Source organism: Arthrobacter sp. ISL-69 (assembly GCF_018613775.1).
GTDB lineage: Bacteria > Actinomycetota > Actinomycetes > Actinomycetales > Micrococcaceae > Arthrobacter.
Genome location: NZ_JAGGPO010000013.1, coordinates 90,715 through 117,585, shown reverse-complemented (window position 1 = coordinate 117,585; position 26,871 = coordinate 90,715). Strand labels below are relative to the sequence as shown.

20 protein-coding genes are annotated in these 26,871 nt (G+C 66.7%); 12 read left to right on the top strand and 8 right to left on the bottom strand.

Translation table 11 applies throughout. From position 1 onward, the window contains the following. The 5 genes from J7I79_RS09665 to J7I79_RS09645 form a co-directional block, all read right to left on the bottom strand. Positions 1–563: hypothetical protein (locus J7I79_RS09665; protein ID WP_251042607.1), on the bottom strand; the 563-nt coding region annotated here is incomplete at its 3' end. A gap of 147 nt (positions 564–710) precedes the next feature. Beyond that, complete coding sequence (locus J7I79_RS09660) at positions 711–2,105, bottom strand: adenylate/guanylate cyclase domain-containing protein (protein ID WP_251042606.1); 1,395 nt, start codon at positions 2,103–2,105, stop codon at positions 711–713. Further along, a complete protein-coding gene (locus J7I79_RS09655) occupies positions 2,095–2,721 on the bottom strand; it encodes a PH domain-containing protein (RefSeq protein ID WP_214952662.1) in 627 nt (208 codons plus the stop codon). Before J7I79_RS09655 ends, J7I79_RS09660 begins: the two co-directional genes overlap by 11 nt. Further along, positions 2,714–3,721 carry a biotin--[acetyl-CoA-carboxylase] ligase gene (locus J7I79_RS09650; protein WP_214952659.1) on the bottom strand — a complete coding sequence of 336 codons (1,008 nt, stop codon included), beginning with the start codon at positions 3,719–3,721 and terminating at the stop codon, positions 2,714–2,716. The genes J7I79_RS09655 and J7I79_RS09650 overlap by 8 nt, the downstream gene beginning before the upstream one ends. 50 nt (positions 3,722–3,771) lie before the next feature. Further along, a complete protein-coding gene (locus J7I79_RS09645) occupies positions 3,772–4,662 on the bottom strand; it encodes an NAD(P)-dependent oxidoreductase (protein WP_214952657.1) in 891 nt (296 codons plus the stop codon). 206 nt (positions 4,663–4,868) lie between these two features. Here J7I79_RS09645 and J7I79_RS09640 point away from each other — a divergent pair, with 206 nt between their 5' ends. The 4 genes from J7I79_RS09640 to J7I79_RS09625 all read left to right on the top strand — a co-directional run bounded on the left by J7I79_RS09640 (position 4,869) and on the right by J7I79_RS09625 (position 10,126). Continuing rightward, positions 4,869–6,452, top strand: a complete 1,584-nt coding sequence (locus J7I79_RS09640) for an acyl-CoA carboxylase subunit beta (RefSeq protein WP_214952655.1) — start codon at positions 4,869–4,871, stop codon at positions 6,450–6,452. Then, positions 6,449–6,715, top strand: a complete 267-nt coding sequence (locus J7I79_RS09635; RefSeq protein WP_396020184.1) for an acyl-CoA carboxylase subunit epsilon — start codon at positions 6,449–6,451, stop codon at positions 6,713–6,715. The genes J7I79_RS09640 and J7I79_RS09635 overlap by 4 nt, the downstream gene beginning before the upstream one ends. A 106-nt stretch (positions 6,716–6,821) precedes the next feature. Next, a complete protein-coding gene (locus tag J7I79_RS09630; RefSeq protein WP_214952653.1) occupies positions 6,822–8,507 on the top strand; it encodes a DUF885 domain-containing protein in 1,686 nt (561 codons plus the stop codon). Positions 8,508–8,683: 176 nt separating this feature from the next. Continuing rightward, complete coding sequence (locus J7I79_RS09625; protein ID WP_214952650.1) at positions 8,684–10,126, top strand: dicarboxylate/amino acid:cation symporter; 1,443 nt, start codon at positions 8,684–8,686, stop codon at positions 10,124–10,126. A gap of 116 nt (positions 10,127–10,242) precedes the next feature. Here J7I79_RS09625 and J7I79_RS09620 read toward each other — a convergent pair whose 3' ends face one another. Then, complete coding sequence (locus J7I79_RS09620) at positions 10,243–10,794, bottom strand: hypothetical protein (protein ID WP_214952649.1); 552 nt, start codon at positions 10,792–10,794, stop codon at positions 10,243–10,245. A gap of 182 nt (positions 10,795–10,976) precedes the next feature. On the opposite strand from J7I79_RS09620, the gene J7I79_RS09615 reads away from it, so the two are divergent. Both J7I79_RS09615 and J7I79_RS09610 read left to right on the top strand, forming a co-directional pair. Beyond that, entirely contained in the window at positions 10,977–11,657 is a 681-nt protein-coding gene (locus J7I79_RS09615) for a TetR/AcrR family transcriptional regulator (RefSeq protein WP_214952647.1), read from the top strand. A gap of 1 nt (position 11,658) precedes the next feature. Then, the gene (locus J7I79_RS09610) at positions 11,659–14,202 is read left to right on the top strand and encodes an MMPL family transporter (protein WP_214952645.1); all 2,544 of its coding nucleotides are present in this window, start codon (positions 11,659–11,661) and stop codon (positions 14,200–14,202) included. Between the two features lie 80 nt (positions 14,203–14,282). On the opposite strand, the gene J7I79_RS09605 is transcribed toward J7I79_RS09610, so the two are convergent. Beyond that, positions 14,283–15,665, bottom strand: coding sequence for an HNH endonuclease signature motif containing protein (locus J7I79_RS09605; RefSeq protein WP_251042605.1), 1,383 nt, complete (start codon positions 15,663–15,665; stop codon positions 14,283–14,285). Positions 15,666–16,254: 589 nt separating this feature from the next. Here J7I79_RS09605 and J7I79_RS09600 point away from each other — a divergent pair. From J7I79_RS09600 to J7I79_RS09590, 3 genes are all read left to right on the top strand, one after another. Next, complete coding sequence (locus J7I79_RS09600; RefSeq protein WP_214952640.1) at positions 16,255–16,944, top strand: nucleoside triphosphate pyrophosphatase; 690 nt, start codon at positions 16,255–16,257, stop codon at positions 16,942–16,944. A gap of 211 nt (positions 16,945–17,155) precedes the next feature. Beyond that, complete coding sequence (locus tag J7I79_RS09595; RefSeq protein ID WP_214952676.1) at positions 17,156–18,940, top strand: biotin carboxylase N-terminal domain-containing protein; 1,785 nt, start codon at positions 17,156–17,158, stop codon at positions 18,938–18,940. A 91-nt stretch (positions 18,941–19,031) separates the two neighbouring features. After that, positions 19,032–19,763, top strand: coding sequence for a glutamine amidotransferase (locus tag J7I79_RS09590; RefSeq protein ID WP_104172645.1), 732 nt, complete (start codon positions 19,032–19,034; stop codon positions 19,761–19,763). 72 nt (positions 19,764–19,835) lie between these two features. On the opposite strand, the gene J7I79_RS09585 is transcribed toward J7I79_RS09590, so the two are convergent. Then, entirely contained in the window at positions 19,836–21,248 is a 1,413-nt protein-coding gene (locus J7I79_RS09585; RefSeq protein WP_214952639.1) for an MFS transporter, read from the bottom strand. Between the two features lie 268 nt (positions 21,249–21,516). Here J7I79_RS09585 and J7I79_RS09580 point away from each other — a divergent pair, with 268 nt between their 5' ends. From J7I79_RS09580 to J7I79_RS09570, 3 genes are read left to right on the top strand one after another with little or no spacing between them, the layout of a single operon-like run. Further along, entirely contained in the window at positions 21,517–22,992 is a 1,476-nt protein-coding gene (locus J7I79_RS09580; protein ID WP_214952637.1) for an MFS transporter, read from the top strand. A 1-nt stretch (position 22,993) separates the two neighbouring features. Beyond that, positions 22,994–25,234: a molybdopterin oxidoreductase family protein gene (locus tag J7I79_RS09575; RefSeq protein WP_214952635.1), complete on the top strand. Its 2,241-nt coding sequence runs from the start codon at positions 22,994–22,996 to the stop codon at positions 25,232–25,234. Next, positions 25,231–26,832 (top strand): FAD-dependent oxidoreductase, encoded by a 1,602-nt coding sequence (locus J7I79_RS09570; RefSeq protein WP_214952633.1) that lies wholly within the window; start codon positions 25,231–25,233, stop codon positions 26,830–26,832. Before J7I79_RS09575 ends, J7I79_RS09570 begins: the two co-directional genes overlap by 4 nt. The last annotated feature ends 39 nt before the right edge of the window (positions 26,833–26,871 follow it).

The following is a 26,871-nucleotide window of genomic DNA, read 5'->3' as shown; positions in this document are numbered from 1 at the left end:
GGATCAGCACTGTAGATCCGGTCGTCGGAACCCACCGCGGACACGGTGCCCTGCGAAGCGGCCAGCACGGGTTCCGTGGACTCCTCGTCGAATCCGTTCACGGTCGACGGAGACAGGGCCCAGACCTTGCCCTTGGCTGCGTCGGTGACGGAAATGACCTCGGAACCGAAGCTCACATCCGCCGAACCCGGCAGTTTCTTATCCCCGCCCAGGCGCATGTTGGCCGGGGAAACCTGGTTCAGCGTGGACCCTGCCTTGTCGTCCACAAACACGTTCCCGGCATCCTGCAGCACATCAAATGTCGTACTCGCCGGCGTCACCGCACCGTCCAGGACCCGCGACGGGTAATTCAGCCGGCCCACGGCATTCCTGGACTTGGAGACGACCCAGACGCCGCCGTCGTTCAATTCCACCTCGGTGGTCTTGAACCCGGGATAGATCACCGCGCCGGCCACCAGCGCTGCAGCCGCCACTGCGAAAACACTGCCGCGGAGAATTCTGGCGCGCCGGCTGTCCCGCTTCGATCCTGAATCAGGCCGCACGGAACCACGTAGCCGTTTCATTACCAGTTTTTCCCCCACAAAAAATGCATTCCGGGCATGCCAGGACCCGCTGTGCGAAATAGCCGGATCAGTCCGACTATGTCATAAGACCATCAATTTTAGAAACACGCTCCGCGGTTCCCTGCGGCGGTTACACGTATCCGAGTGTCAATCCAGGATCAGGCCCCGGCCACTGCCGCGCTGCAGCAGGAAAGGGTGGATTTCCCCGAAGCCGCGGACCTCCTCGGCCTGCTGCGGCTCCAGCACAAACCGCTCGTCGTTTTCCAGTGCTGCGGCCGTCATCGAATCGACCAGGACGGTACCAGGATCTGCCAGCGACGTCAGGCGGGCGGCGAGGTTAACGGTGGGGCCGTAGATGTCGCCAAGGCGCGAGAGTATGCGGCCCCACACCATGGCAACCCTCGCTTGCGGAAGGATCTCATCCTCGGTGAAGGCATGTGACAGCGCGAGCGAAATTTCGGCGCCTGCCGCCGGAGTCTCGGCAATGTAAAGGACTTCGTCCCCCACCGTTTTCACCAGCCTGCCGCCACCGACCGAAATGATCTCGGCGCATTTGTTCTCAAAGCGCTGCACCAGCTGCGCGAGCGTCTTCTCGTTCATTCGCCGGGAAAGGCTCGTGTAGGAAACCAGGTCCGCAAAGCCCACCGCCCGCGCAAGGGGCAGCGGGGCGTCATCCTCGTCGCCTTCACGGCCCTCTTCACTGGCCTGCAGTCCGGCCTCTGCCCGTACGGCAAGACGCTGGACACCGGCGTTGAGCTGCCGTCGCCAGGAGTACGTCAGCATTTCCTCAAGGGCATCCACAAGCGACGGCAGCTGGTTGACCAGCATCTTGCGGGCCACAGCGTCCGGCACACCCTGCTGGTGGACCATATCCTCCACGAGGGCTTCTATCTGCCAAACCACCATGCGGTCAGTCATTTGCCCGATGGCACGGGTAACGGAAATGGCGGCCTCTTCGGTGAGCTTCCCCGTCCGGACGAGGTCCACAACAGTGGACAGTGCCGCCTGGTCACGTTCCGTGAAGGCGACGTCCTCATCGCCGAGGTTGGGAAACCCCAGGGCACGCCAAAGCTTGCGGGCGGACAGCAGGGACAGCCCGGCGCCGGCCGCCACCTCACGGCGGCGCAGCTTGCGTTCCCCGCCAAGGAGCCTGGCTTCGAGCGCCTTGGCTGCGAGCCGTTCGGCGGAGAGGGTTCCGGTGGGAGTAGCTTCGACGGACTCGGCGGAACGGCTTGCGTTTGCAGGATCATACGGCGCGGGGTCGTGGGGTATCGGGTGGTGCACTGCGGGCCGGGCATCGGCAGGGCGACCGGGCAGGGCTGCCCCGAGCACCGGCGCCCCCACTGAGACAGCATCGAGCGAGACCGAATCAACGGCGGCACGGTCCACCAGTCCCGGGGCCGGGTCCAACGAGACCTGTTCGAGGGTGGCCGTATCCAGGACAGCGGCTTCGAGCGTGGCGGATTCCACTACGGCGTCCGGCGGTGAAGGCAGCACAGACGGCTCCGCCTCGTTCACAGCCCCGGCATTCTCAGCGCTCATCTCTTCCACCTTCTCTCGTATCCCACGGCTCCCCCATATCCCACGGCCGGTACTGCGAGGCGTCCCCGGCGTTTCCCTGCGCCCGGTCGGCCTCAAAAATCACGCCGTCCGGCAGCTCATCGATCGCGTCGAGGACGAAGTTTCGAAACTTCGCAGCCTCCGGAACATCCGGGATCACGGCATCCACACCATGCCCGGTATCCAACGATATATTCCCGGAACGCAATATGCGTTGCCACAGCGACTGGCTAACCCCGACGTGACGCACCGATGCGAGGGAGATCTGCATGTCCCGCCTGCGCAACATGCCGTAACGGGCAACTATCCGCCTGCTGGTCAATACGTACTGGGTAGCGTGCCACCTCAGCAGGCGCGGCAGGCAATACCCCAACAGTATCCACGCAACTCCGGCGACGCACACTGCGACAAGCCAAAAGGTCCATTCCCTGGTAATCAGCGGCACCAGCTTGGCCGGTTCCCCTTTCACAATCCAGGCACACGCGAAGGCCCCCACAGCGGGCGCCACGATGAACAGCAACCCCGGAAAGGCCAGTTTCCGGGGCTGGGGCCGGGTGACAGTGATGACCTGTTCGCCCGGCAGAAGGTCTTTACGCATATCCGCTTTCCGCGGTTCCGGTCCCCGCGCCCGGAGCGCCCGGCGGCGTCCATGGCCGGAGGTGAACCACGTCACCGGCGGTCACCACATGCTCGTGCTTGCCCGCGTCGACCACCAGGAGGGAACCGTATTCGTCCAGGCGGGATGCGTGGCCAATGATTTCGTGGTCCCCCGGCAACTGCGCGCGGACCTGCTTGCCGAGGGTGGACATCACCGATTCAACCCTCTTGTGCAGCGACGGCCCGCCGGCCATCCCGGCGGCGGGGTCGCCGTCGGCATTGCAGAAGTTGCGGTACAGGGCGGCAAAACGCGAGAGGTAACTCTTGAGCAGTGTGGTCCGGTCGACGGTCCGGGCACTTTCCAGCAGCACGGACGTGGCCGTGGGAACAGGGAGCTCCGATGCGGTCAGTGTCACGTTGAGGCCGGTGCCAAGGATCACGGGCGGAACGGTTCCGTCCCCCATGGGGCCCAGCTGCGCCAAGATGCCCGCGATCTTCCGGCCCCGCACCATGACGTCGTTGGGCCATTTGATCTCGGCCGGGATTCCGGCCGTTTCCAGGAGTGCCTCGCGCAGGGCCAGGGCCGCGAGCAGCGAGAACCAGGAGTAACTGTGGGTGGGCAGCGGCCGTCCTTCCGAGTTGACCGGCCGGAGGACCACTGAGACAGACACGGAGCTCAGCGGCGGCGCCTCCCAGTGGCGGTCAAGCCGGCCGCGCGCTGCCGTCTGGTGCTCGGCCGTCAGCACGGAGAGGTCCGGCCAGGCGTGCGGGTCCACGGTCACCCCCTGCAGGAGGTCCGCATTGGTGGACCCTGTCGAGTCCACCACAATAAGCTGCGCGATCCCGTTGGCCGCCAGGAAATCCTCGCCACTCAACTCATTCCTGTTGAGTCCGACCCGGGCCGCGGCCTCCGACTGCGCCGCGGAGGGCAACTCCGGGTTACTCTCGGGAGAAGGCACGTTGCTCGGGTCCTGGCCGTCGGCAGGCTGTGGGGCGTCCATAGTTGAATCCTACCGAGTTGCCGCAGCTGCGGCGGCGGCCCACAGGGTTCTCAGAGGAAAATGTCAGGGACCAGCCGGCCCTCCGGCGCCCCGAGGCTGTACGGGGAGAAATCGGTCACGCCGGCCGCGGCGAGCACCTGTTCATCCGTGTAGAAATTGCCGCTCCGCGAGCCTCCGTCGCCCACTGCATTGCTGCGCGTCAGCACCGCATGGGCCGCATCCGCCACGATCTCCGGACCGCGTGCGGCCTTGACCATGTTCTCGCCTCCGGGCATGTTGCGGATGGCGGCGGTGTCGATCAGGGTGCAGGGCCACAGCGAGTTGACATCGATGCCGTCTTCCCTGAGTTCCTCGGCCAGTCCGAGCGTGGTGAGGCTCATTCCGTATTTGGCCATGGTGTAGGCAAGGTGCATTCCGGCCCACTTGGGATCCAGGTTCAAGGGCGGCGAAAGGGTCAGGATATTGGCGGACGATGAGCGGCGCAGGGCGGGCAGTGCGAGCTTGGACAGCAGGAAGGTGCCGCGGACATTGATGTCCTGCATCAGGTCATAGCGTTTCATGTCCACGGCATCGGTCTTGGAAAGGTCAATGGCCGAGGCGTTGTTGATCACAGCGTCAATGCCGCCGAATTGTTCGACGGCGGCGGCAACCGCACCGGCGACGTCGTCGTCATTGCGCACGTCCCCGACGATCGGAAGCGCCTGGCCGCCGGCCGCCTCCAACTGTTCGGCGGCGCTGTAAACCGTTCCTTCGAGTTTCGCGTGCGGCTGGCCGGTCTTGGCCATCAGCACGATGTTGGCGCCGTCGCGGGCGGCGCGGAGGGCAATGGCCAGACCGATACCGCGGCTGCCGCCGGACATCAGGATGGTGCGGCCATTAAGGGAACCGGCGGCCTTGTACGGCCCTGCGGCGGTGCCCGAAGCATCGTTGCTTGAAGTCATGAGGACACTCTAGCCGAACTATGTTACTGGTGGGTAACATAGCGGTCAGCGTCACTCAGAGGCAGAAAATTGTAGGGTTTCTACAGCGGTCCGGGCGAATAGCGTCACTAGACTAGCCAGCAGGGTCCTGTTTTTGTGCGGAAGCTACTTAAGCGCCGATGCACAACGGGACCAGCGACTATCAGCTACAGAGCCGGAGACACTTGATGAGCCACGATCTGACAACGACAGCGGGCAAGATTGCAGACTTCCGCGACCGCCAGGCTCGTGCCGAGCAGCCTTCCGGCCCGGAAGCAATCGAAAAGCAGCATGCACGCGGCAAAAACACTGCGCGTGAACGCATCGACCTCCTCTTGGACGAGGGCTCCTTCGTCGAGTTCGATGCCCTTGCGGTGCACCGTTCCACGGCCTTCGGCATGGAGAAGAAGAAGCCGCTCGGCGACGGGCTTGTCTCCGGCTACGGCACGGTGGACGGCCGCCCCGTGGCGGTCTACAGCCAGGACTTCTCCGTCTACGGCGGTTCGCTGAGCCAGGTCAACGGCGAGAAGATCGTCAAGGTCCAGGAGTTCGCGCTGCGCAACGGCTGCCCGGTGGTGGGCATCCTCGACGGCGGCGGTGCCCGCATCCAGGAGGGGGTCGCCTCCCTGGCAATGTTCGCGGACATCTTCCGCAACAACGTCCATGCTTCCGGCGTCGTCCCGCAGATTTCCCTCATCATGGGCCCCTCGGCCGGCGGCGCGGCCTACTCCCCCGCCCTGACCGACTACGTGGTCATGGTGGACAAGACCTCGCACATGTTCATCACCGGCCCTGACGTGATCAAGACCGTCACCGGCGAGGACGTTGACATGGAGACACTGGGCGGCGCCCGCCAGCACAACGCCACCACCGGAACGTCCACCTACCTGGCCTCGGACGAGGCGGACGCCGTCGAATTCGTCCGCGAGCTCCTGGACTTCCTGCCCTCCAACAACCTGGCCGAGGCCCCGGTCCTGGAGCACCAGCAGGAGCTGGAAGTCGACGACGACGACCTCAGCCTGGACGCGCTAATCCCGGATTCCGCCAACCAGCCCTACGACATGCGCACGGTCGTTGAGCAGATCGTGGACGACGGCCACTTCCTGGAAATGCAGGCCCTCTACGCGCCCAACGTGATGATCGGCTACGGCCGCATCGAAGGCCACACCGTGGGCATCGTGGCCAACCAGCCCATGCAGTTCGCGGGAACCCTGGACATCTCGGCCTCGGAAAAGGCCGCGCGCTTCGTGCGGCACTGCGATGCCTTCAACATCCCCATCATCACGCTCGTGGACGTCCCCGGCTTCCTGCCCGGCAAGGACCAGGAATTCCAGGGCATCATCCGCCGCGGCGCCAAGCTCCTCTACGCCTACGCCGAGGCCACCGTGCCAAAGCTCACCGTGATCACCCGCAAGGCCTACGGCGGGGCGTACATCGTGATGGGCTCCAAGAAGCTCGGCGCCGACCTGAACCTGGCCTGGCCCACGGCGCAGATTGGCGTGATGGGCGCACAGGGTGCCGTCAACATTCTGTACCGCCGCGAGCTCGCTGCCGTCGCTGAGGCCGGCGGGGACGTCGAGGCGAAACGCGCTGAGGTCATCCGGCAGTACGAGGAAGAGCTCCTGAACCCGTACCAGGCGGCCCAGCTTGGCTATGTGGACGCCGTGATTGCCCCGTCCGAAACCCGGGTGCAGATCATGAAGGGCCTGCGTGCCCTCCGGGACAAGCGCGCCAGCCTGCCCGCCAAGAAGCACGGAAACATCCCGCTGTGACGCCCGAAGTGGAGCCGGCCGCTAACCCGGCGGGGAACGAAGCCGCACCTGGCGAAACGACCGCCCAGGAGCCGCTGTTCTCCGTGGTCAAGGGCGAACCGACGGACGTGGAACTGGCGGCCCTGGCCGCCGTCGTACTGTCCCTTGGCACGTCTGTCGCAGAGGGAAAGTCGAAGCCCAGCGTCCGCCAGTGGGTCCGCCGGCAGCAGCTGCGGCTGGCCCCCACGCCGGGGCCGGGCGCCTGGAAGCGCAGCCGGGGCTAAGCCGGCGCCGGCCGCGGCCGCAACACCGCCGCGGAGGTCGGTCACTGACACTCCGAAAAGTTCAGTGAGTCTTTCATAACTGGGATTGCCCCGTTAGTCTCGTGGGGTGACTACCGAACCCGCAGCCTCCGCGCGCCCCCAAACAGCCATCGACGCCGTCGCCGACGCCTATACGGAAACCCTCATCAGGCTCGACCCGAGCCTCGCCACGACACTCGGCGTGCCGGGCAGCGAGACAGAATTCCAGGACTTCTCGCCGGCCGGGATAGCGGAGTTCGACGCCGCAGCGTGCGAAACCCTGGCGGCCCTGGACGGGCTGGAACCGGAAGACGACGTGGACGCCGTCACGCTGGACGCCATGCACGAACGGCTGGGACTGCAGCTGGAAATCCACGCATCCGGCTGGGACGCCGCCGCACTGAACAACATCGAATCGCCTGCGCAGAATATCCGCGCCATCTTTGACCTGATGCCCACCGATTCCGCGGAACACTGGGAGCACATCGCCGGCCGCGCCCACGCCGTCCCCGGAGCGATCGACGGCTACATCGAGTCGCTGCGGTCCGCCAGGGAGCAGGGGAAGGTCTCCGCTGAGCGGCAGGTGTCAATCGTCATCGAACAATGCACCAAGTACGCCGCCGAGGACGGCTTCTTCGCGAAGATGGCGGCCGGCGCAAAGACCAAGGAAGGTCCGCTTTCCGCGGACCTTCAGGCAAGGCTCGACGACGGCGCTGCCGCGGCCCGCGCGGCCTATGCGAAGCTGGCGGATTTCCTGTCCACTGAACTGCTCCCCGTGGCCCCGGCCAAGGATGCCGTGGGCCGGGACCGGTATGCGCTGGCATCGCGGGAATTCCTCGGCGCGACCGTGGACCTCGACGAGACCTACGCCTGGGGCGTCCAGGAACTTGAACGGCTCATTGCCGAACAGGAACGCGTGGCCGCCGAAATCCGCCCGGGCGCTTCGGTGGAGGAAGCCAAGAAGATCCTAAACAGCGATCCCACACGTCAGCTCGAGGGCACCGACGCCCTCAAGGTCTGGATGCAGGGCCTCTCGGACAGGGCCGTGGCGGATCTCGCCGGCGTGCACTTCGAGATTCCGGACATCATGAAGACCCTTGAATGCCTGATCGCCCCCACCGACGAGGGCGGCATCTACTACACCGGCCCCACCGATGACTTCAGCCGGCCGGGCCGCATGTGGTGGTCGGTCCCCGCCGGGGAGGATACCTTCACCACCTGGGCCGAGACCACCACGGTGTTCCACGAAGGAGTCCCCGGACACCACCTCCAGATCGCCACGGCCATCTACCGCCGCGAGCTGCTGAACAAGTGGCGCCGCAACGTTTGTTGGACGTCGGGACACGGCGAAGGCTGGGCACTCTACGCCGAGAAACTGATGCAGGAGCTGGGCTACCTACAGGACCCGGGCGACCACATGGGCATGCTGGACATGCAGCGCATGCGTGCCGCGCGTGTGGTGTTCGACATCGGCGTACACCTGGAGCTGGAGGTTCCGGAACGCTGGGGCAGCGGAACTTGGACGCCGGACAAGGGCTACGGCTTCCTGAAGGAGAACCTCGCCATCAGCGAGGGCCAGTTGAACTTCGAGTTCGCCCGCTACCTGGGCTGGCCGGGCCAGGCACCGTCCTACAAGGTGGGCCAGCGCCTGTGGGAGCAGATCCGTGCCGAACTCGAAGCACGCCCCGGCTTCGACCTTAAGGAATTCCACACCAAGGCCCTGAACATCGGCTCGGTTGGCCTCGACACCCTCAAGCGCGCACTGCTGGGGTAGGGGGCCCGCCCACGGGGGCGAGAGATGTTTGCCACATGGTTGCGGGGAATAACTTCACAAAAAGTGCCTAAGTACGCCGTTTTTTGGGGGCGCCCATCGCTGGTGACGCTTTTATTCCCGTAACATTTCTCAACGTGCGTTCGTGGTGGTATGAAACCTGCGCCTAGCGTGTTCGGGTGAGCACTCAAACCAGCACCCCCTCCCCCACAGGAAACACCGGCTTCCGGCTGCCCAAATGGGCCGGTTCGTTCGGCTTCCAGATCATCGCGGCCCTGATCGTGGGCCTTGGCCTTGGCCTGTTGGCCAAGTACACGGGCAGCACCAAGGCGAGCCCCAATGCCCTCGGCGCCACCCTGCAGACCATCGGCTCGAGCTACGTCTCCCTGCTGCAGACCGCCGTGGTCCCGCTCATCTTCACCGCCGTCGTCAGTTCCATCTCGAACCTCCGGCAGGTATCCAACGCCGCGAAGCTGGCGTGGAACACGCTGCTCTGGTTCGCCATCACGTCGCTGATCGCCGTGCTGATCGGCATCGGCCTGGGCGTGCTGCTGCAGCCCGGCGCCAGCACCGGCATCACCCAGGAAGCCAAATACGCGGGCAAATCCGGTGACTGGTGGGCTTTCCTCATCGGCCTCTTCCCTAAGAACTTCCTGGGCCTGGGCGCCAGCACCACCGTCACCGATGGTGCGGCCACCACCGCCGTCAGCTTCAACGTCCTGCAGATCCTGGTGATCGCGATCGCCGTCGGTGTGGCCGCCCTGAAGGTGGGCAAGGCCGCCGAGCCGTTGCTGAACCTCAACGCCTCAGCCCTGGCTGTCATCCAGAAGGTCCTGTGGTGGATCATCCGGATCGCGCCGCTGGGCACGGTAGGCCTCATCGGCAACGCCGTAGCCGTGTACGGCTGGGACACCATCGGTTCGCTGGGCAAGTTCACGTTCGCCATCTACGTCGGCCTGGCCCTGGTCCTGTTTGTGGTCTACCCGGTCCTGGTCCGCACCCACGGGCTCTCCGTCAAGCAGTATTTCTCCGGCGTCTGGCCCGCCGTGCAGCTGGCCTTCGTCTCCCGCTCCTCCGTGGGCACGCTGCCGCTGACCCAGCGGGTGACCGAACGCAGCCTGGGCGTCCCCCGCGCCTACGCTTCCTTCGCCGTGCCGCTGGGCGCCACCACCAAGATGGACGGCTGCGCCGCGATCTACCCCGCCATCTCCGCGATCTTCGTGGCACAGTTCTTCGGCATCCAGCTCGACTTCAGCCAGTACCTGCTGATCGCCGTCGTCTCGGTACTGGGCTCCGCCGCGACCGCCGGAACCACAGGCGCCGTCGTGATGCTGACCCTGACCCTCTCCACGCTGGGACTGCCGCTGGCCGGCGTCGGACTCCTGCTGGCGATCGACCCGATCCTCGACATGGGCCGCACAGCGGTCAACGTTGCCGGACAGGCGCTCGTGCCCACAATCGTCGCAAAGCGCCAGGGCATCCTGGACGAGGCGCTGTACAACGCCCCGCGCAACGGTGATCCTTTCGTGGACGATGACGCAGACGCAGCAGCGGGTTCAGCTGCCGATCCGACGGCGGCCGCTTCCGCCGAGGACCGCGCGCTGGCAGGCGCGAAAGCCTAGTATCCGGCGTCGTCAATACGCAGAAGTCCCCCGGGAATCTCCCGGGGGACTTCTGCGTATTGGCGTCGTCGCCGATCTCAGCAGGAGCCCGCCGGCACCCGCGAGGACGGACTGGCCTAGCGGCCTCTGCCGCCGATCACGCCCTGCTCAACGGCCTTGGTGACAGCGTCCGCTTCGGCCTGCGTGAGTTTGCCGTCGGCCACCGCCTTGTCCAGCCGGGTCTTCAGGGCGGCTGCGCGTTCTGACTGGGCCTCGTTGCGCAATTCGTCAAGGGCGGCAGTGACCTTGGCCTCGTCTATGCCCAGGGACTCGGCGAGGGATTTAGCCAGCGCGGCTTCCGTGGCGGCCCGGTCCGGCTTCGTGCCCTCGGCAGGACGCGCGGATGGCTTGTTTGCTTCACGGAATACCTTCAGCGCGTCAGTGACCTTTGCTTCGTCGACACCGAGCTTGGCGGCGAGCTCCGATGCCCGCACACCTCCTTCGTGCCCGTGCCGGCCACCCTTGTGGCCGCGGTTGTGGCCGTCAGTGCCGGCGTCAGCCGATGCGCTGGCTGACGGTGTGGGCGTCGGCGTAGTGGCGGCCGACGCAATTCCGCTGACACCAATCCCGGCCCCCACAACCAGGGCCGCAGCGCCCAGGCCGAGGCCTAACTTCTTTCTGCTAGACATGGCACGTCTCCTCGATCTGCCGCAGGAACACGGCTGCTTCCGGTGGTAGTTACAGTTCACCTACCTTCCCTAAGGGTGCGGCATCCGGATAAGGATGAGCTGTCACCAAGCTGTTAGGAAGCTGTGAATCCGGCTTCGTCAGAAACTTGCACAGAGTGTAAATATGCACGTAGTGTAAGCGCATGCCCACCGCCCACACCGGCAGTACCATCCCTGACCCGCCCGCGCCCTCGCGTCGGGAACTCAACAAGGCTGCGACCCGCCAGGCCATCACCGACGCCTCCCTGCGGCTCCTGCGCAGCAAGGGACCGGGGAACTTCACCGTGGAGGACATCGCCGATGCCGCAGCAATCTCCCGCCGCACCTTCTTCAACTATTTCGGCAGCACGGAGGCGGCGCTGGCCTCCATCACCCACGGATTCCTGGACAACGCCCTGGCGCAGTTCCGGCTAAGGCCCTCCGACGAGCCCATCCTCGAATCGGCGCGCGCCGCACTGGTGCAGCTGGCTGACCCCATGACGGTGGCCCCCATGGCCGAGCTGTACAGCCTCTCGCAGTCGAATCCGCAGCTGAACCGCTCCGAACTCGAAGCCTGGGACCACTGCACCGGGCAGATCATCGAAGCAGCCCGGGAGCGCTTCGCCGGGACCCCCGGCGCGGAACTCGACGAGCTCTACCTGCACGCACTGGCCGGTTCCGTGATCTCCTGCGGCAAGGCCGCCATGGACGTCTGGTTCGCCCGGTGCGGCACCGACCTTTCGGCCAAGTCGCTGTCAATACTCCGTCAACTCCTGATCGACGCCATGGGCCTCCTCGGCTCGGGCTTCATGCCCACCGCCACCCCCTCCACAGATCGGCACTGACATGGCCCTCTTCCTCTACCGGCTCGGCAAGTTCTCATACCGCCGCCGCTGGCTGGTCATTTCCCTCTGGCTTGCCGTGCTTGTGGCCGTGGGCGGATCTGCCGCTGCCTTCCATGGCACTATGTCCAACAACTTCCAGATCCCCGGTACCGAAACCCAGCAGATGGCGGACAAGCTCAAGAAAGAGCTCCCCAACGCCTCCGGCGGCTCGGCGACCATTGTCTTCGAGGCCCGGGATGGCCAGTTCAGCCAGGCCGGCAAGGATGCGGTATCCGCCGCACTGACCAAGCTCAAGACCCTTCCCGATGTCCAGGGCACAGTGGATCCGTTCGCGACGCAGGCGCAGCTCGACAAGGCAGCAGCCGACCTAGCGGACGGCGAGCACCAGGCCGCAGCGGGCCAGGCCCGGCTGGACCAGGCCGCCGCCGAGCTGGCTGCGGGAAAGGCGCAGCTTGAGGCCGCAGAACAGCAGATGACCGCCGCCGGCATGCCCGCCGCCGCGATCGAGGCGCAGCTCGGGCAGCAGAAGGCAGCCCTCACGGAAGGCCAGGCAAAGCTTGACGCCGGCACCAAAGAGCTGGAGGGGGGCGCCGCGAAGCTTGCGGCCGGCAAACGCCAGCTGGAGGCATCGCAGGGAATGCGCTTCGTGTCGGAGGACGGCAAGGCCGCCATCGCCCAGGTGCAGTTCAAGACCTCCATCAACGGGCTGACCCCGGAGGCACGGCAGCAGGTCCAGGACATCGCCCGGGAAACCTCCTCAGCCGGCGTCACGGCCCTGGCCAGCAAGGACATCACCGAAGACATCACCGAGCTCTTCGGCATTTCGGAGATCCTCGGCATCGCCATCGCCGCCCTGGTGCTCATCGTGATGCTGGGTACCCTGATCGCCGCAGGGCTTCCGCTACTGATGGCCGTGGTGGGCGTGGCTGTTGGGGTGGGCGCCACGTTCGCCCTCAGCGGCGCCGTGGACATGAGTTCCATCTCCCCCATGCTGGCGCTCATGCTCGGCCTCGCGGTGGGCATCGACTACTCACTGTTCATCGTCAACCGGCACCGCAACCAGCTGCTGACCGGCATGGACCCTGAGGAGTCCGTGGCCCTGGCCACCGGAACCTCGGGCAACGCCGTGATGTTCGCAGGGCTGACCGTCATCATCGCACTGGCCGCCCTAGTGGTTCCGGGGCTGCCGTTCCTGGCCGTCATGGGCCTGTCCGCGGCCGCAACGGTGGCGGTCGCCGTCGTCGTGGCCCTGACCCTCACTCCGGCGGTACTCTCTCTGGTTGGCCGGAAACTGATCTCCAAGCGGGCGTGGGCAAAGGCCGAGCGGCACAATGCCGCCCCCGGCCACGAGACCGAGGACCGGGCACGGGAAGAACACCGCAGCAGCCACGGCTGGGGCGGCCTGGTCACCCGGCACCCGGTGATGGCACTGCTGGCCGGGGTGGCACTGCTGGGCATCCTGGCGCTGCCCGCCAGCCAGCTCCGCCTGGCGCTTCCCGACGGCGGTTCGGAACCGGTGGAGTCCCAGGCCTTCAAGGCCTACGACGTCACCGGCCGCAGCTTCGGCGCAGGCATGACGGGCCCCATCGTGGTGGTGGGCGACTTCCCGGCCGGACTCACCGAAGAGGAAGCCCGGGCCAAACAGTTCGACGTGGCGGACATCCTCCGCGGCGTGGACAACGTCACCGCCGCGGTGCCGGTTGCCCTCAGCGAGGACCGCCGCACTGCAGTGTTTCAGGTGATTCCGAAGGACGGCCCGGCAAGCGCCAGCACCGTTCAGGTGGTCTCGGAACTGCGGGCCAGGAACGCCGAAATCCGGGACACCACGGGCGTCGGCATCGGCCTTACCGGCCAGACGGCGGGCAACGTGGACGTCTCCACCAAACTCGGTGATGCCCTGCCTCCGTACCTGGCCATCGTGGTGGGACTGTCCCTGATCCTGCTGCTGCTGGTTTTCCGCTCCATTGTGGTGCCGCTGCTCGCCACCGGAGGCTTCCTGCTGTCCCTCGCCGCGGCCTTCGGCGCCGTGGTGGCCGTCTACCAGTGGGGCTGGCTGGGGACGGTATTCGGCGTCGAGAATCCGGGCGCAGTACTGAGCTTCCTGCCCATCATCCTGATCGGCGTGCTGTTCGGACTGGCCATGGACTACCAGGTGTTCATCACCTCCGGCATGCGCGAATCGTTCATGCACGGGGAATCGGCGAAGCACGCCGTCCGGAGCGGGTTCAGCCATGCCTCCGCAGTGGTGACCGCGGCCGCCATCATCATGGTCAGCGTGTTCGCCGGCTTCATCTTCTCGCACCTGAACATGGTCCGGCCGCTCGGCTTCGCCATGGCCTTCGGTGTGCTGGTGGACGCCTTTGTGGTGCGCATGACGATCGTCCCGGCTGTCATGTACCTGCTCGGTGGAAAGGCCTGGTGGCTGCCGCGCTGGCTGGACCGCATCCTGCCCGACGTGGACGTGGAAGGCGCGAAGCTCCGCAAGGATGCGCCGGCCGCGGTCTCCCCCGCCGGGGCAGAACCGGAAGAGGTCGGCGCACGCTGACAGAACTCCTCGACTTCACTGCGAGACGCCCGCCGATCACTCGATCGGCGGGCGTTCCGCTTTCTGCGGTCCGTGCCTGGCTACGCAGCGAACGGAGCGTCACGCCTCGACCGGAGGGCACGCCGGTGAATCTTGGCGTGGTGGCGGATCTCTTTCCGGTGGCCGGACTCTGTGGCCGGGCTACCGCGTTGAGTCCCGGGCAGCGGTGGCGCGGTGGATTGGTAGCTGTGGCCGGTGGGGGTTGTCAGTCGGATGGCATGTCTGGTCCCGCCGGGGGCGTTCGGTCCGGTGGACCGGTGTGCTTTCCAGCCCGGCGTTTCCTTGGTGTGGTTGCAGGCTTCGCAGAGCCCGGCGCCGTTGGCCTGCGTCGTAGCGCCGCCGACGTGCCAGGGAACGATGTGGTCCAGGTGGCGGATGGGTGCGTCGCAGTAGGGAGTGCGGCAGGTGTTGTCGCGTGCCTCGATGAAGCGGCGGAGCCCCGCAGGGAAATGCCGGGCGCGGGAATCCATCGCCACCAACTCGCCCGTGGCGGGGGCGGTGTACAGACGGCGGATCCACGTCTTGAAAGCCTTGTCGCCGGCTGGGCCGGATGGGAACGCGCCGGCTACGGAAGCACCAGGACCGGAAGTTGAGGGCACCGATCCACCCCGGCCAATGATCTCGCGTGCCCAACCGCCGGGAATCACGCCATAACCAGGGAGACGTGCCGGTTCGCCGTCGCCTTGGAAGAGGGTCCTGTCGGTCATGACTAGCTGGATTTCGATACCGGCGATCCCGCCCGGCGTCCCGGTGACGCGTTCAACCAGGTCATCGGCCATGATCTGGCCCCGGGACCGGGGATCCCCGCCGGCGCGGAGAGAGTCCGCGTTCCGGACAAGAGCGGCCTGAACGGCGACACCGGCCGAGACGGGCAACAGGGCGGTCAGGTAGCACATGGTGTCCGGAGCGGGACGGAGGCTGACGTGCCTCGCCGTGGCGGCCTGGGCGGCGCGTTGGGTAACGGAGCGCGGGTCGCGGCTATAGGCAGCGGTACGGGCGGCGGCCACCAGTGCCCGGTCACCTACACCGGCCAGCGTCCCCGCGTCGGGCGCGAGTTCCTCATCGACACCACACCGGTCCGCCGCGGACAGGCACGCCGTTTCGCGCACCAGCAAGGTGGCCCGCCACTCATTCAGCTGACCAGTCTCCAAGGCAGCGAGCGTGTGCGGCATCTCCGTCACTAAAGCCTTGGCCAGGCCCAACAACCGGCTTCCCTTGGCCGGGGATTCGCGACGGGCGAGGGCGATCTGTGCTCCGACGCCGACTCCGAGCTGGTCAGTGGGGATCCCGGCGTCGGACTGCTGCCGGCGCTGCAGCTGATCAAATGCGACAGACAGCCGGGCCTGACGGGCAGCCAAGGCAGACTTTTTGTCTTCCAGTGTCCGGATCTCGTCAATCAGGCGGGCGCCGTCCTGCTCAGACATGTCTCCGCACACGGCTCCTCCGCGCAACACTAAGGCTGCATTCTCCCTGGCCGGCCCCTGGCCGCAACTGCAAATGCAACCGCACCCCGCTGCGGCCGGAGCTGCTTCGGACCCCCAATTACCGTCCATAGCTCAAGTGTCCCTCTGGGCTCTGACATTAATGGCCCTGACATTAGCTGCCAGGAGACAAATCACGGCCTGCCGAAGCCGGACAGCCGCTTGGGATGCCAGCGGGGAGGTTCCCACCCCGGACGTGGCTATGGGCGCATGGCTCAGGACAGCTGCCACTTCGAGACGCGTCCTGACAGTGCTCACTGCAGAGCTCAGCTCGCCCAACCGCCGGTTGTATTCGATCAGCCCGGGAATATCCGGGGGCAAAGTGAATTCCTGAAGCAAACAGTCGAGCATCGCGTTCAGACTGTGGAGGTCGTACTCATCGCGTCCGGCCATTGCTGCGGCCCCTTCCGGTCCGTGGTTTCCCGTCCATGAACCCACTATCCCGCCCACCTCCGACAATAAGAGGTGAGCGACAAAGCCCGGGCGACCAGACCCAGCGACAATGAGACTCAGGGGGAACTAGGCTGGAGCGGTGACCCGCCTCATCCTTGCCTCCCAGTCCCCCGCCCGCACCAAACTCCTGAGCCACGCCGGCATCCGGCACGAGATCCTGGTCTCCGACGTGGACGAAGACGCCGTCCAGGCCCGCTACGGCGTGACGGATCCGCACGACACCGCCCTGCTGCTGGCGCGCGCCAAGGCGGAAGCCGTTGCCTCGCTGCCGGACGCGGAGGGCGCCCTGGTGCTCGGCTGCGATTCCGTCTTCGAGTTCGACGGCGAGGCGCACGGCAAGCCGTACACGGCCGAGGTCGCAAGGGAACGGATGCTGCGGATGAGCGGCAGCATGGGCGTGCTGCACACCGGCCACTGGCTGGTGGACTGCCGCGACACCGACCCCGACTGGTCGGAGAACAGCGGCGGCGAACGCGCCGGTTCCGGCGCGACGCTGGGCGCAGTGACCTCCGCCGAGGTCCATTTCATGGAGATGAGCGGCGAGGAGGTCGAGGCCTACATCGCCACGGGTGAGCCGCTCCAGTGCGCCGGCTCCTTCACGATCGACGGCTACGGCGGGGCCTTCATCCGGAAGGTCGACGGCGACCCCCACACCGTCGTCGGGCTCTCCATATCCACCCTCCGCGGCCTGCTGGGCCAGGCGCAGGTGGGCATCACGGAGCTGTGGACCGGCGGGGCCGTTGACCCCGCTGAAGTCCGAGCTGAGTGAGCCAATTCGCAGCTCTTTGTAGCTTCCCTACAAAGGTTGGAAGCTTTACGCGCGGAATCCGCAAGTAATATCGGCGGAACCCTCAAAATCGCGCTAGGCTCCCTGAAGGAAAGAAGGAGACGCCTTGTCAGCAAATTCGGAGCAGTCCGCAAGTCCAGAGCAGTCCGCAAGTCCAGAGCAGTCCGCCGCCCCAAGCCACGCAGGTGCCGCCCTGACGAGCTCCAAGCGGCTGAGCAAAGTCCTGATCGCCAACCGCGGTGAAATCGCCGTGCGCATCATCCGCGCCGCCCGCGACGAAGGCATCACCTCGGTGGCGGTCTACGCCGACCCGGACCGCGATGCCCTGCACGTGCGCCTGGCGGACGAGGCTTACGCCCTGGGCGGGAACACCGCCGCCGAGTCGTACCTGGTCATGGAAAAGCTGATCGAGGTGGCCCACCAGTGCGGCGCCGACGCCATCCACCCCGGCTACGGCTTCCTGGCCGAGAACGCCCAGTTCGCAGCCATGGTCATCGGGGCCGGCATCACCTGGATCGGGCCCTCCCCTGAGGCCATCTCCGCCCTTGGCGACAAGGTCCAGGCCCGCCACATCGCGGAGAAGGTGGGCGCACCGCAGGTCCCCGGCACCGCCGATCCGGTGGAGTCCGCCGAAGAGATCCTCGAATTCGTGGACAAGTTCGGCCTGCCGGTGGCCATCAAGGCTGCCTTCGGCGGTGGCGGCCGCGGCATCAAGGTGGCCCGCACGCGTGGGGAAATCCCGGAGCTCTTCGAATCCGCCGTCCGCGAGGCTGTCGCTGCCTTTGGGCGCGGCGAATGCTTCATCGAGCGCTTCCTGGACGCGCCCCGGCACGTCGAAACCCAGTGCCTTGCTGACGCCTACGGGAACGTCGTTGTGGTTTCCACCCGCGACTGCTCCCTGCAGCGGCGTAACCAGAAGCTCGTGGAGGAGGCGCCGGCACCGTTCCTCACCGAAGAGCAGAACCGCCGCCTCTACGAGTCCTCCAAGGCCATCCTCAAGGAGGCCGGCTACCTCGGCGCCGGAACGTGCGAATTCCTAGTGGGCCAGGACGGCACCATCTCCTTCCTCGAGGTCAACACCCGCCTCCAGGTGGAGCACTGCGTCTCCGAAGAAGTCACCGGAATCGACCTCGTCCGCGAACAGTTCCGGCTGGCCCGCGGCGAGAAGCTGGGCTACGACGACCCCGAGGTGCGCGGACACTCGATCGAGTTCCGTATCACCGGCGAGGACCCGGGCCGCAACTTCATGCCCGCTCCCGGCACCATCACCACCCTGAAGAACCCCACCGGCCCCGGCATCAGGATCGACTCCGGCGTGGAGCAGGGCGATGTCATCAGCGGCAACTTCGACTCAATGCTCTCCAAGCTGATCGTCACCGGCGCCACCCGCGCCCAGGCACTGCAGCGTTCCCGCCGGGCCCTGGAGGAAATGGTGGTGGAGGGCATCCCCACCGTCATCCCCTTCGACCTCGCCGTTGTCACCAACCCCGACTTTGCCCCGGCAGAGGGCCCGTTCAAGGTCCACACCCGCTGGATCGAGACGGCGTTCGTCAACGACATTCCCGCCTGGACCCCGACCGGCACCGACGTTGAAGCGTCCGACGCCGGCGATCGCCAGCGCGTCGTCGTCGAGGTGGGCGGCAAACGCCTGGAGGTCGTGCTGCCCGCGTCTCTCGGCTCGTTCAGCACCGGCGGCGGTCCCGCCAAGCCGGCCAAGGCCAAAAAGCGCTCACGTTCCGGCGGCGCGGCTGCAGCTGCCGGCGGCAACGCGCTCACGTCCCCCATGCAGGGCACCATCGTGAAGGTGGCCGTCGCCGAAGGCGACGTGGTTGCCGAAGGTGATCTCGTCGTCGTGCTCGAAGCGATGAAGATGGAGCAGCCGCTCACGGCGCACCGGGCGGGCACCATCACGGGCCTGGCCGCCGTCGCCGGCGAGACGGTGTCCGCCGGTGCCGTGATCGCAACGATCGAAGACTGAACCCGGCGGTTTCGTCCACCGCTACACAGCAATGCCCGCCGCCCCCGGCGCGCCCATGGCGCACGGGGGCGGCTCCATGCAGACTTAGCGTGTGAAGCCATTTCTACTGCTTGCATCGCGCGCCGAAGACAAGGCTGCCGAGGAAGAATACGAGGCCTACCTGCGCTATGGCGGACTCGAACCCGCACAGCTGCGGCGAATCCGGATGGAAGCCGGGCCCCTGCCCGAGTTGGACCTCTCCGACTACTCGGGGGTGATCGTGGGCGGCAGCCCCTTCACCTCCAGCGACCCGGCGGATCACAAAAGCGCAGCCCAGCACCGGGTGGAGCGTGAGTTGTCCCTGCTGCTGGACCGCATCGTGCCGGCGGATTTCCCCTTCCTCGGGGCCTGTTACGGGGTCGGCACGCTGGGCCTGCACCAGGGCGCGGTCATCGACCGGACCTATGGCGAGGGCCTGGGCGGCGCCACCATCAAGCTGACCGCCGAAGGGCTGCAGGATCCCCTCCTGCGCGGGTTGCCGGAGAGCTTCACGGCCTTCACCGGCCACAAGGAAGCCTGCACCGTCCTCCCCTCGCACGCCGTGGTCCTGGCCAGCTCCGCGGCCTGCCCGGTCCACATGTTCCGGATCAGGACCAACCTGTACGCCACGCAGTTCCACCCGGAGCTCGATGCGGACGGACTGGTCACCAGGATCGACATCTACCGCCATGCAGGCTACTTCCCGCCGGAATCGGCCGAAATCCTGATGGAGAACGCCCGGCAGTTCACCGCGACGGAACCCATGAAGATCCTGGGCAACTTCGTGGAGCGCTACGCGCGGTAGCGGCGGGATACAACAAATGCCCGGCACCCCGCGAAGGGGTACCGGGCATTGTTGTGAAGGGCGAAGGCCGGGTCAGGCCACGTTGTTCTCGTAGTCCAGGTCCCGGGTTTCCTTGCTCAGGAACAGCGCCACCAGGGTGAGGACCGCCATGGCGGTCAGGTAGATACCGACCAGGACGGGGCTGCCGTCAGCCTGTTCCCAGAGCGCGACGGCGATGAACGGCGCCACAGCCGCGCCCAGGATGCTGGAGACGTTGTAGCTGACAGCAGAGCCGGTGTACCTGACGTTGGTCGGGAACAGTTCCGGCAGCAGCGCACCCATCGGCCCGAACGTGAGCCCCATCAGGGAGAACCCGATGATGAGGAGCGCCATGGTGCCGATGAACCCGCCGCCAAACAGCGGCACGAACAGCAGCCCGAACACGAAGATTCCGCCGGTCACGACCAGCAGCATCTTGCGGCGGCCGTACTTCTCGGCCAGCGGACCGGAGACCAGGGTGAAGATGCCGAAGAACACGACGCCGGCAATCAGCATCCAGAGGAAGTCGTTGCGGGTGAAACCCAGTCCGGGAACGAACGCCGCGGCGGCTGCCTCGGTCATTGGCTTGCCGGCCTTCTCCGCAGCGGCCTTGGCGGCGTCCAGCGACGCGGGCCGGGTGCCGTAGGTCAGCGTGAACGTGGTCATCAGGTAGAAGAGCACGTAGGTGGCGAGCATGATGAACGTGCCCAGGATGAGCTGCCGCCAGCTCGACTTGAAGACCCGGGCAACCGGCAGCTTGGCCACCTCGTTGGATTCGAGCACCTTGGTGAAGGCCGGCGTTTCAATGAGCTTCAGGCGGACGTAAAGGCCGATGATCACCATAACGGCGCTCAGCAGGAACGGAACACGCCAGCCCCAGGCCTCGAAGGCTGCCGGGGTAAGTACGTAGCTGGCCACCAGGAAGATCACGTTGGCGATGATGAAGCCGATGGGCGCACCGAGCTGCGGGAACGTCCCGTAGACCGCCCGCTTGTTGGCGGGTGCGTTCTCCGTGGCCAGGAGGGCAGCTCCGCTCCACTCGCCGCCGAGCGCGAGGCCCTGGGCGAAGCGCATGACCACCAGGAGTGCCGGAGCCCAGAAGCCCCAGCCCGGGACCAGCGCGGTGGGAAGGCAGCCGATCAGGAACGTGGCAATGCCCATGGTCAGCAGCGAGGCCACGAGGGTGCCCTTACGGCCGAACTTGTCCCCGAAGTGGCCGAAAACGATGGACCCCAGCGGACGGGCGATGAACGCGACGCCAAACACTGCGAAGGAGCTCAGCAGCTGGATGGTTTCATTCTGTCCCGGGAAGAACAACCGGGGGAACACCAGCACGGCGGCCGTGGCGTAGACGTAGAAGTCGTAGAACTCCACGGTGGTGCCGATCAGGCTGGCGACGATCACGCGCCCGCGCGAGTTAACCTGCTTGGCTGACCCCGGCTGCGGCGAAGTGGCAGTGGATGACATGTAGTAACACTTTCGTGAGAACCGGGCGTTCATCCCCAAAAGGCTGCCCGGCTAAGGGATACATAGGTCTCAATAATAGTTCCTGTAGTCCATCGACTGGACAAATGGTCCATCATGCGGACTTCTGAAATTGTCTCACTAACGGCGCCTCACGCCGTCACAAAGGCCACGATAGGCAAACTTCACAGCACGTTAACAAACGGCGACGCTTCACGAAACGAGCCGTCTCTACCTTGGAAGGACAACAAACCCCCAAAGGAGGTACACCGTGACTGTTGACCGCAACGCAGATGCCGGCGCCGGCAATTCCCCTGAGACTGGCTCCGAGCCGTGGCACGGAAGTGTTGCCACTTCATCCAGCGCGCAGCCCGGCACTACCCGCACCGCTGACGCCCCCGCCCTTGAAGTCCGCCCCGGCCGCTGGATCGCCAACTGGGATGCCGAGAACAAGGAGCAGTGGGAATCCCAGGGCCGGTCCATCGCCCGGCGCAACCTGAACTGGTCCATCTTCGCCGAATTCCTCGGCTTTGTCGTCTGGCAGCTGTGGTCCATCGTGGTGGTCCAGCTCCCCGCAGCAGGCTTCACGCTCTCCACCTCGGAAATCTTCTGGCTGATCTCCATGCCCAGCCTGGTGGGTGCCACACTCCGCATCCCCTACACGTTCATGGTCCCGAAGTTCGGCGGCCGCAACTGGACCATCGTCTCGGCCCTGCTTCTCCTTATCCCCTCCATCGGCCTGGGTCTCTGTGTCTCCAACCCGGAAACCCCGTTCGGTGTCATGCTGCTGGTGGCAGCACTTGCAGGCTTCGGTGGCGGCAACTTTGCCAGCTCCATGGCCAACATCACGTTCTTCTACCCGGCCCGTGAAAAGGGCTGGGCCCTGGGCCTGAACGCCGCCGGCGGCAACATGGGTGCCGCCGTCGCACAGCTCGCTGTCCCGATTGTGATCACGCTCCTCGCCGTCGGCACCATCAACCTGCCCCTGGCCGGCTGGATGTGGGTCCCCTTCATCCTGATCGCCGCCTTCGGCGCCTACAAGTACATGGACAACCTCACCAGCGCCAAGGGTGACGTGGCAGGCTCGATCGCCGCGCTCAAGGAACCGCACCTGTGGATCATGGCACTGCTGTACATCGGCACCTTCGGTTCCTTCATTGGCTTCGCCGGTGTATTCCCCAAGCTCATCAAGGACTACTTCCCGGCTTTCTCCTCCATCGGAGTGGGCACCGTGGCACTGTCCCTGGCGTTCCTCGGCCCGCTGGTCGGCTCGCTGACCCGCCCCTACGGCGGACGCATGGCGGACCGGATGGGCGGCGCCCGGATGACCGTTGCCGCTTTCGCCTCCATGGCAGTCATTACGCTCACCATGATCTGGACCCTGCCGCTGAAGAACTTCTGGCTCTTCCTGGTCCTGTTCCTGATGCTCTTCACCGCCAGCGGCTTCGGAAACGGCGCCACCTACCGGATGATCCCGGTCATCTTCGCCACCTCCAGCCGGGCAGCACGCAACGGCGCCAGCACGGTGGCAACCCAGCGCCTGGCTTCCTCGGCCCTCGGCCTGATCTCGGCAATCGGCGCCTACGGCGGGTTCGTTATCCCGCAGGTGCTGAACGCCTCCAACACCGCCAGCGGATCCTACACCCCCGCTTTCTACGGCTTCGTCGGGGCATACGTCCTGATGCTGGTGGTCTGCTGGGCCTGCTACATCCGCAACGCCAACCGAAATGCGATGGGACACGTCTAACATGACCAAAAGCGCCGATACGCACTGCCCCTACTGCGCCTTGCAGTGCGCCATGACGCTGAAGTCCCCAGCGGCTCTGACCCCGGCTGTCCAGCCGGGGTCAGACCCCGTGCCGGCTCCACCCGCTCCGAACGTTCCCGCTGCAGCCGTTGATGCCGGCGGCGCGGCGGCTGCGCCCGTCCTGGAAGTTTCCGGACGCGACTTCCCCACCAACCGCGGCGGCCTGTGCCGCAAGGGCTGGACCTCTGCCTCGCTGCTGAGCCACCCCGGACGCGTCACCGAGCCCATGCTGAAGGGCTCCGACGGCGTCCACCGCCCCGTCAGCTGGGATGATGCCCTGAAGCTCATCACGGCTGCGGTCAAGGACACCCGCGCCCGCTACGGCGCGGACGCCGTCGGTGTATTCGGCGGCGGCGGCCTGACCAACGAGAAGGCCTACCAGCTGGGCAAGTTCGCCCGCCTGGCCCTGGGCACGTCCCGGATCGACTACAACGGCCGGTTCTGCATGTCCTCCGCAGCCGCCGCAGGGATGCGGGCCTTCGGGGTTGACCGCGGCCTCCCGTTCCCGCTCGAAGACCTCGACGGCGCCAGCACCATCCTGATGCTCGGCTCCAACGTCGCCGAGACAATGCCGCCCTTCGTGCAGCACCTGCAGGGAGCGCGCGACGCCGGCGGGCTGATTGTGGTGGACCCCCGCCGTTCCGCCACGGCTGCGTTCACGTCCGACGGCGGCGGCCTGCACCTCCAGCCCCTGCCGGGCACCGACCTCACCCTCCTCCTGGGCCTGTCCCACGTGGTCATCCACGAGGGCCTGGCAGACACCGAATTCATCCAGGCGCGCACCAGCGGCTTCGAAGCCCTGGCCCGCAGCGTCAACGCGTTCTGGCCGGAACGCGTCCAGTCCCTCACCGGTGTACCCGCGGACCTGATCCGCGAGACGGCCCGCCGGCTTGCCCACGGCGCCGCCAAGGGCGGGAGCTACATCCTGACGGGCCGCGGCGTGGAGCAGCACGTGGACGGAACGGACACCGCCACCGCCGCCATCAACCTGAGCCTGCTGCTCGGGCTGCCCGGTTCCGCCCGCAGCGGCTACGGCACGCTGACCGGCCAGGGCAACGGCCAGGGCGGCCGTGAGCACGGCCAGAAGGCCGACCAGCTCCCCGGCTACCGCAAGATCACCGACCCCGCCGCCCGCGCTCACATGGCGAAGGTGTGGGGCGTGCCGGAATCCCTGATTCCCGGCCCCGGCCTCCCCGCCGTCCAGCTGTTGAAGTCCCTCGGACAGCCCGACGGCGTCCGCTGCCTCTTCGTGCACGCTTCGAACATCGCGGTGGCCTCCCCCGATGCCAACGCCGTAATTGACGGGCTCCGCAGCCTGGACTTCCTGGTGGTCTGCGACTTCTTCGTCTCCGAGACAGCGGCCGAAGCCGACCTCATCCTGCCGGTTCTCCAATGGGCCGAAGAGGAAGGCACGCTGACCAACCTCGAGGGACGTGTCCTCCGCCGCCGCCGCGCACTGCAGCCGCCGGCGGGCGCCCGCAGCGAACTCTGGATCATGGCGCGGCTCGCCGAGGCGCTCGAGGCTCCGTCCACCTACAGCGAGGATCCCGAGACGGTCTTCGAGGAACTGCGCTTGGCTTCCGCCGGCGGCCTCGCTGACTACTCCGGCATCAGCTACGCCATGCTGGACCGCGGCGAAGCGGCGTACTGGCCGTACCCCGTGGGCAGCAGCGGCACGCCGCGGCTGTTCCTCGACGGCTTCGCCCACGCCGACGGCAAGGCGGTCATGACCCCGGTGGCGCCGCGCCGCCGTCGTGCTCCCGCAGAGAATCCGGACCCGGGCGCCAAGACCATGACACTCATCACCGGCCGCCTGCTGGAGCACTACCAGTCCGGGGCGCAGACCCGCCGCGTGTCCGAGCTGCTGGCTTCCCAGCCGGAGGCGAAGATGCAGATCCACCCTGCGGCCGCGGCGTCCATGGGCATCACCGATGGTTCTTTCGTTTCAGTGGCCAATGAGCGCGGCGAGGTGGTGTGCCGTGCCGAACTCAGCACGGCGATCCGGCCCGAGACGGTCTTCCTGCCGTTCCACTTCCCGGAGCTCGAGAGCGCCAACCGCCTGACGGAGGCCGCCACCGACCCCATTTCCGGGATGCCCGAGTTCAAATTCAACAAGGTGTGGGTCCGCGTGGCTGCCAACGGACTCCAGCACAGCGTTCTTCAGACATCGGAGGCCTCATGAGTGAGCAGATTGTAATTGTCGGCTTTGGTCCGGTCGCCGCGCGGCTGATCGATGAGCTGCTGCCGGCAGTGCGCAGCGGGCTCGCCCACCTGACAGTCATCGGCGAGGAGCCCGACGCCGCGTACAACCGCGTCCTGGTTGCCGACCTCGGCGTGGGGCGGACGACGGCTTCAGCGCTGGCACTGTCCGACGCCGCCGCGCTGATCGCCGACGGCGTGGACGTCCGGCTCGGCGTCCGTGTCCGACGGGTGGACCGGGCCCGCCAGCAGGTAGTCCTCACCGACGGCACGAAGCCGCACTACGACCGGCTGGTGTTCGCCACCGGTTCCCGTCCGGTGATCCCCAACCTGACCGGCCTCAACCCGGACCCGGCCCACCCCGTACTGCCCGCCGGCGTGACCGCATTGCGCGACCTGCGCGACGCCGAGGTCCTCCGCCAGGCCGTCTCCGGCGGCAAGCGCGTCGTGGTGCTGGGCGGCGGCGTCCTTGGACTCGAGACGGCCCTGGCGGCCGCCGAGGAAGGCGCCACGGTGACCGTGGTCCACAACGGCCCGCATCCGCTGGGCCGGAACATCGACCGCGGCGGCGGCGCGGTGCTCGCCGCCAGCTTGCGCAACTGCGGCGTCCGGATGGCCGGCAACGCCCGCTCCACCGGGGTCGAACACAACGCTCCCGACGGCGGCTTCTCCGCATTGCTGCTGGATGACGGTTCGGCGATCGACGGCGACCTGCTGGTGCTGTCCTGCGGCGTCCGTCCGCGCGTGGAGCTCGCCGAAGGCTGCGGGCTGTCCACCGCCACCGGCATCCTGGTGGACCACAAGCTGCGTGCCCACCACGAGCCGCACATCTTCGCGATCGGCGACTGCGCCGAAGTCCGCTGCCCCGATCCTTCCTGCAGCGACTGCCGGGCCGCACGCGGTCCGTCCGGCCTGGTGGGTCCGGGCTGGCGCCAGGCGGAGTGGTTGGCAGAGTACCTGACGCTCCTCGCCGAGGGATCCGTTGAGGGCTCCGGCGACGGTTCGCCCACCGGCGATTCGGTGGACGCGGCCGAGTCCCTGCCCGAGCTGCCCATGGAGAAGCCGGGCGTCGTTGTCCTCAAGGCCCGCGGCATGAACATGGCAGTGGCCGGAGACAACGCCGCGGAACCCTGGGATGAGGAAGTACTGACCGCCGGTGCCGTGAACGGGCGCCCGCGGCTGCAGATTGCGCAGTGGGCCGATCCGGAACACGGCCGCTACGTCAAGATGACCACGCGCGGCGGCGTGCTGGAAGGCCTCGTGGCCGTTGGCATGCCGCGCACGGCGGCGGAGCTGGTCTCCCTGTTCGAGCGCGGCGACGAGCTCCCCGCCGACAGGTCGCTGCTGCTGCGCCTGGACGGACCGGACCAGCTGGCTGCCGCCGGCAACAGCGACCCTGAGCGCACCGTTTGCCGGTGCGCCGGCGTCTCCGGCACCAAGATCCAGGACGCCGTTGTTGACGGGTGCTCCACGGTGGCTGAGGTTTCCGGTGCCACCCGCGCGGGCACCGGCTGCGGCGGCTGCCACTCGGACATCAAGGACATCATCGAAAAACACTTCCAGGCGGCAGCAGCCGCCTGACACGATGTGACGCCGGGCCCGGGCGAGTCGGTCCCGGGT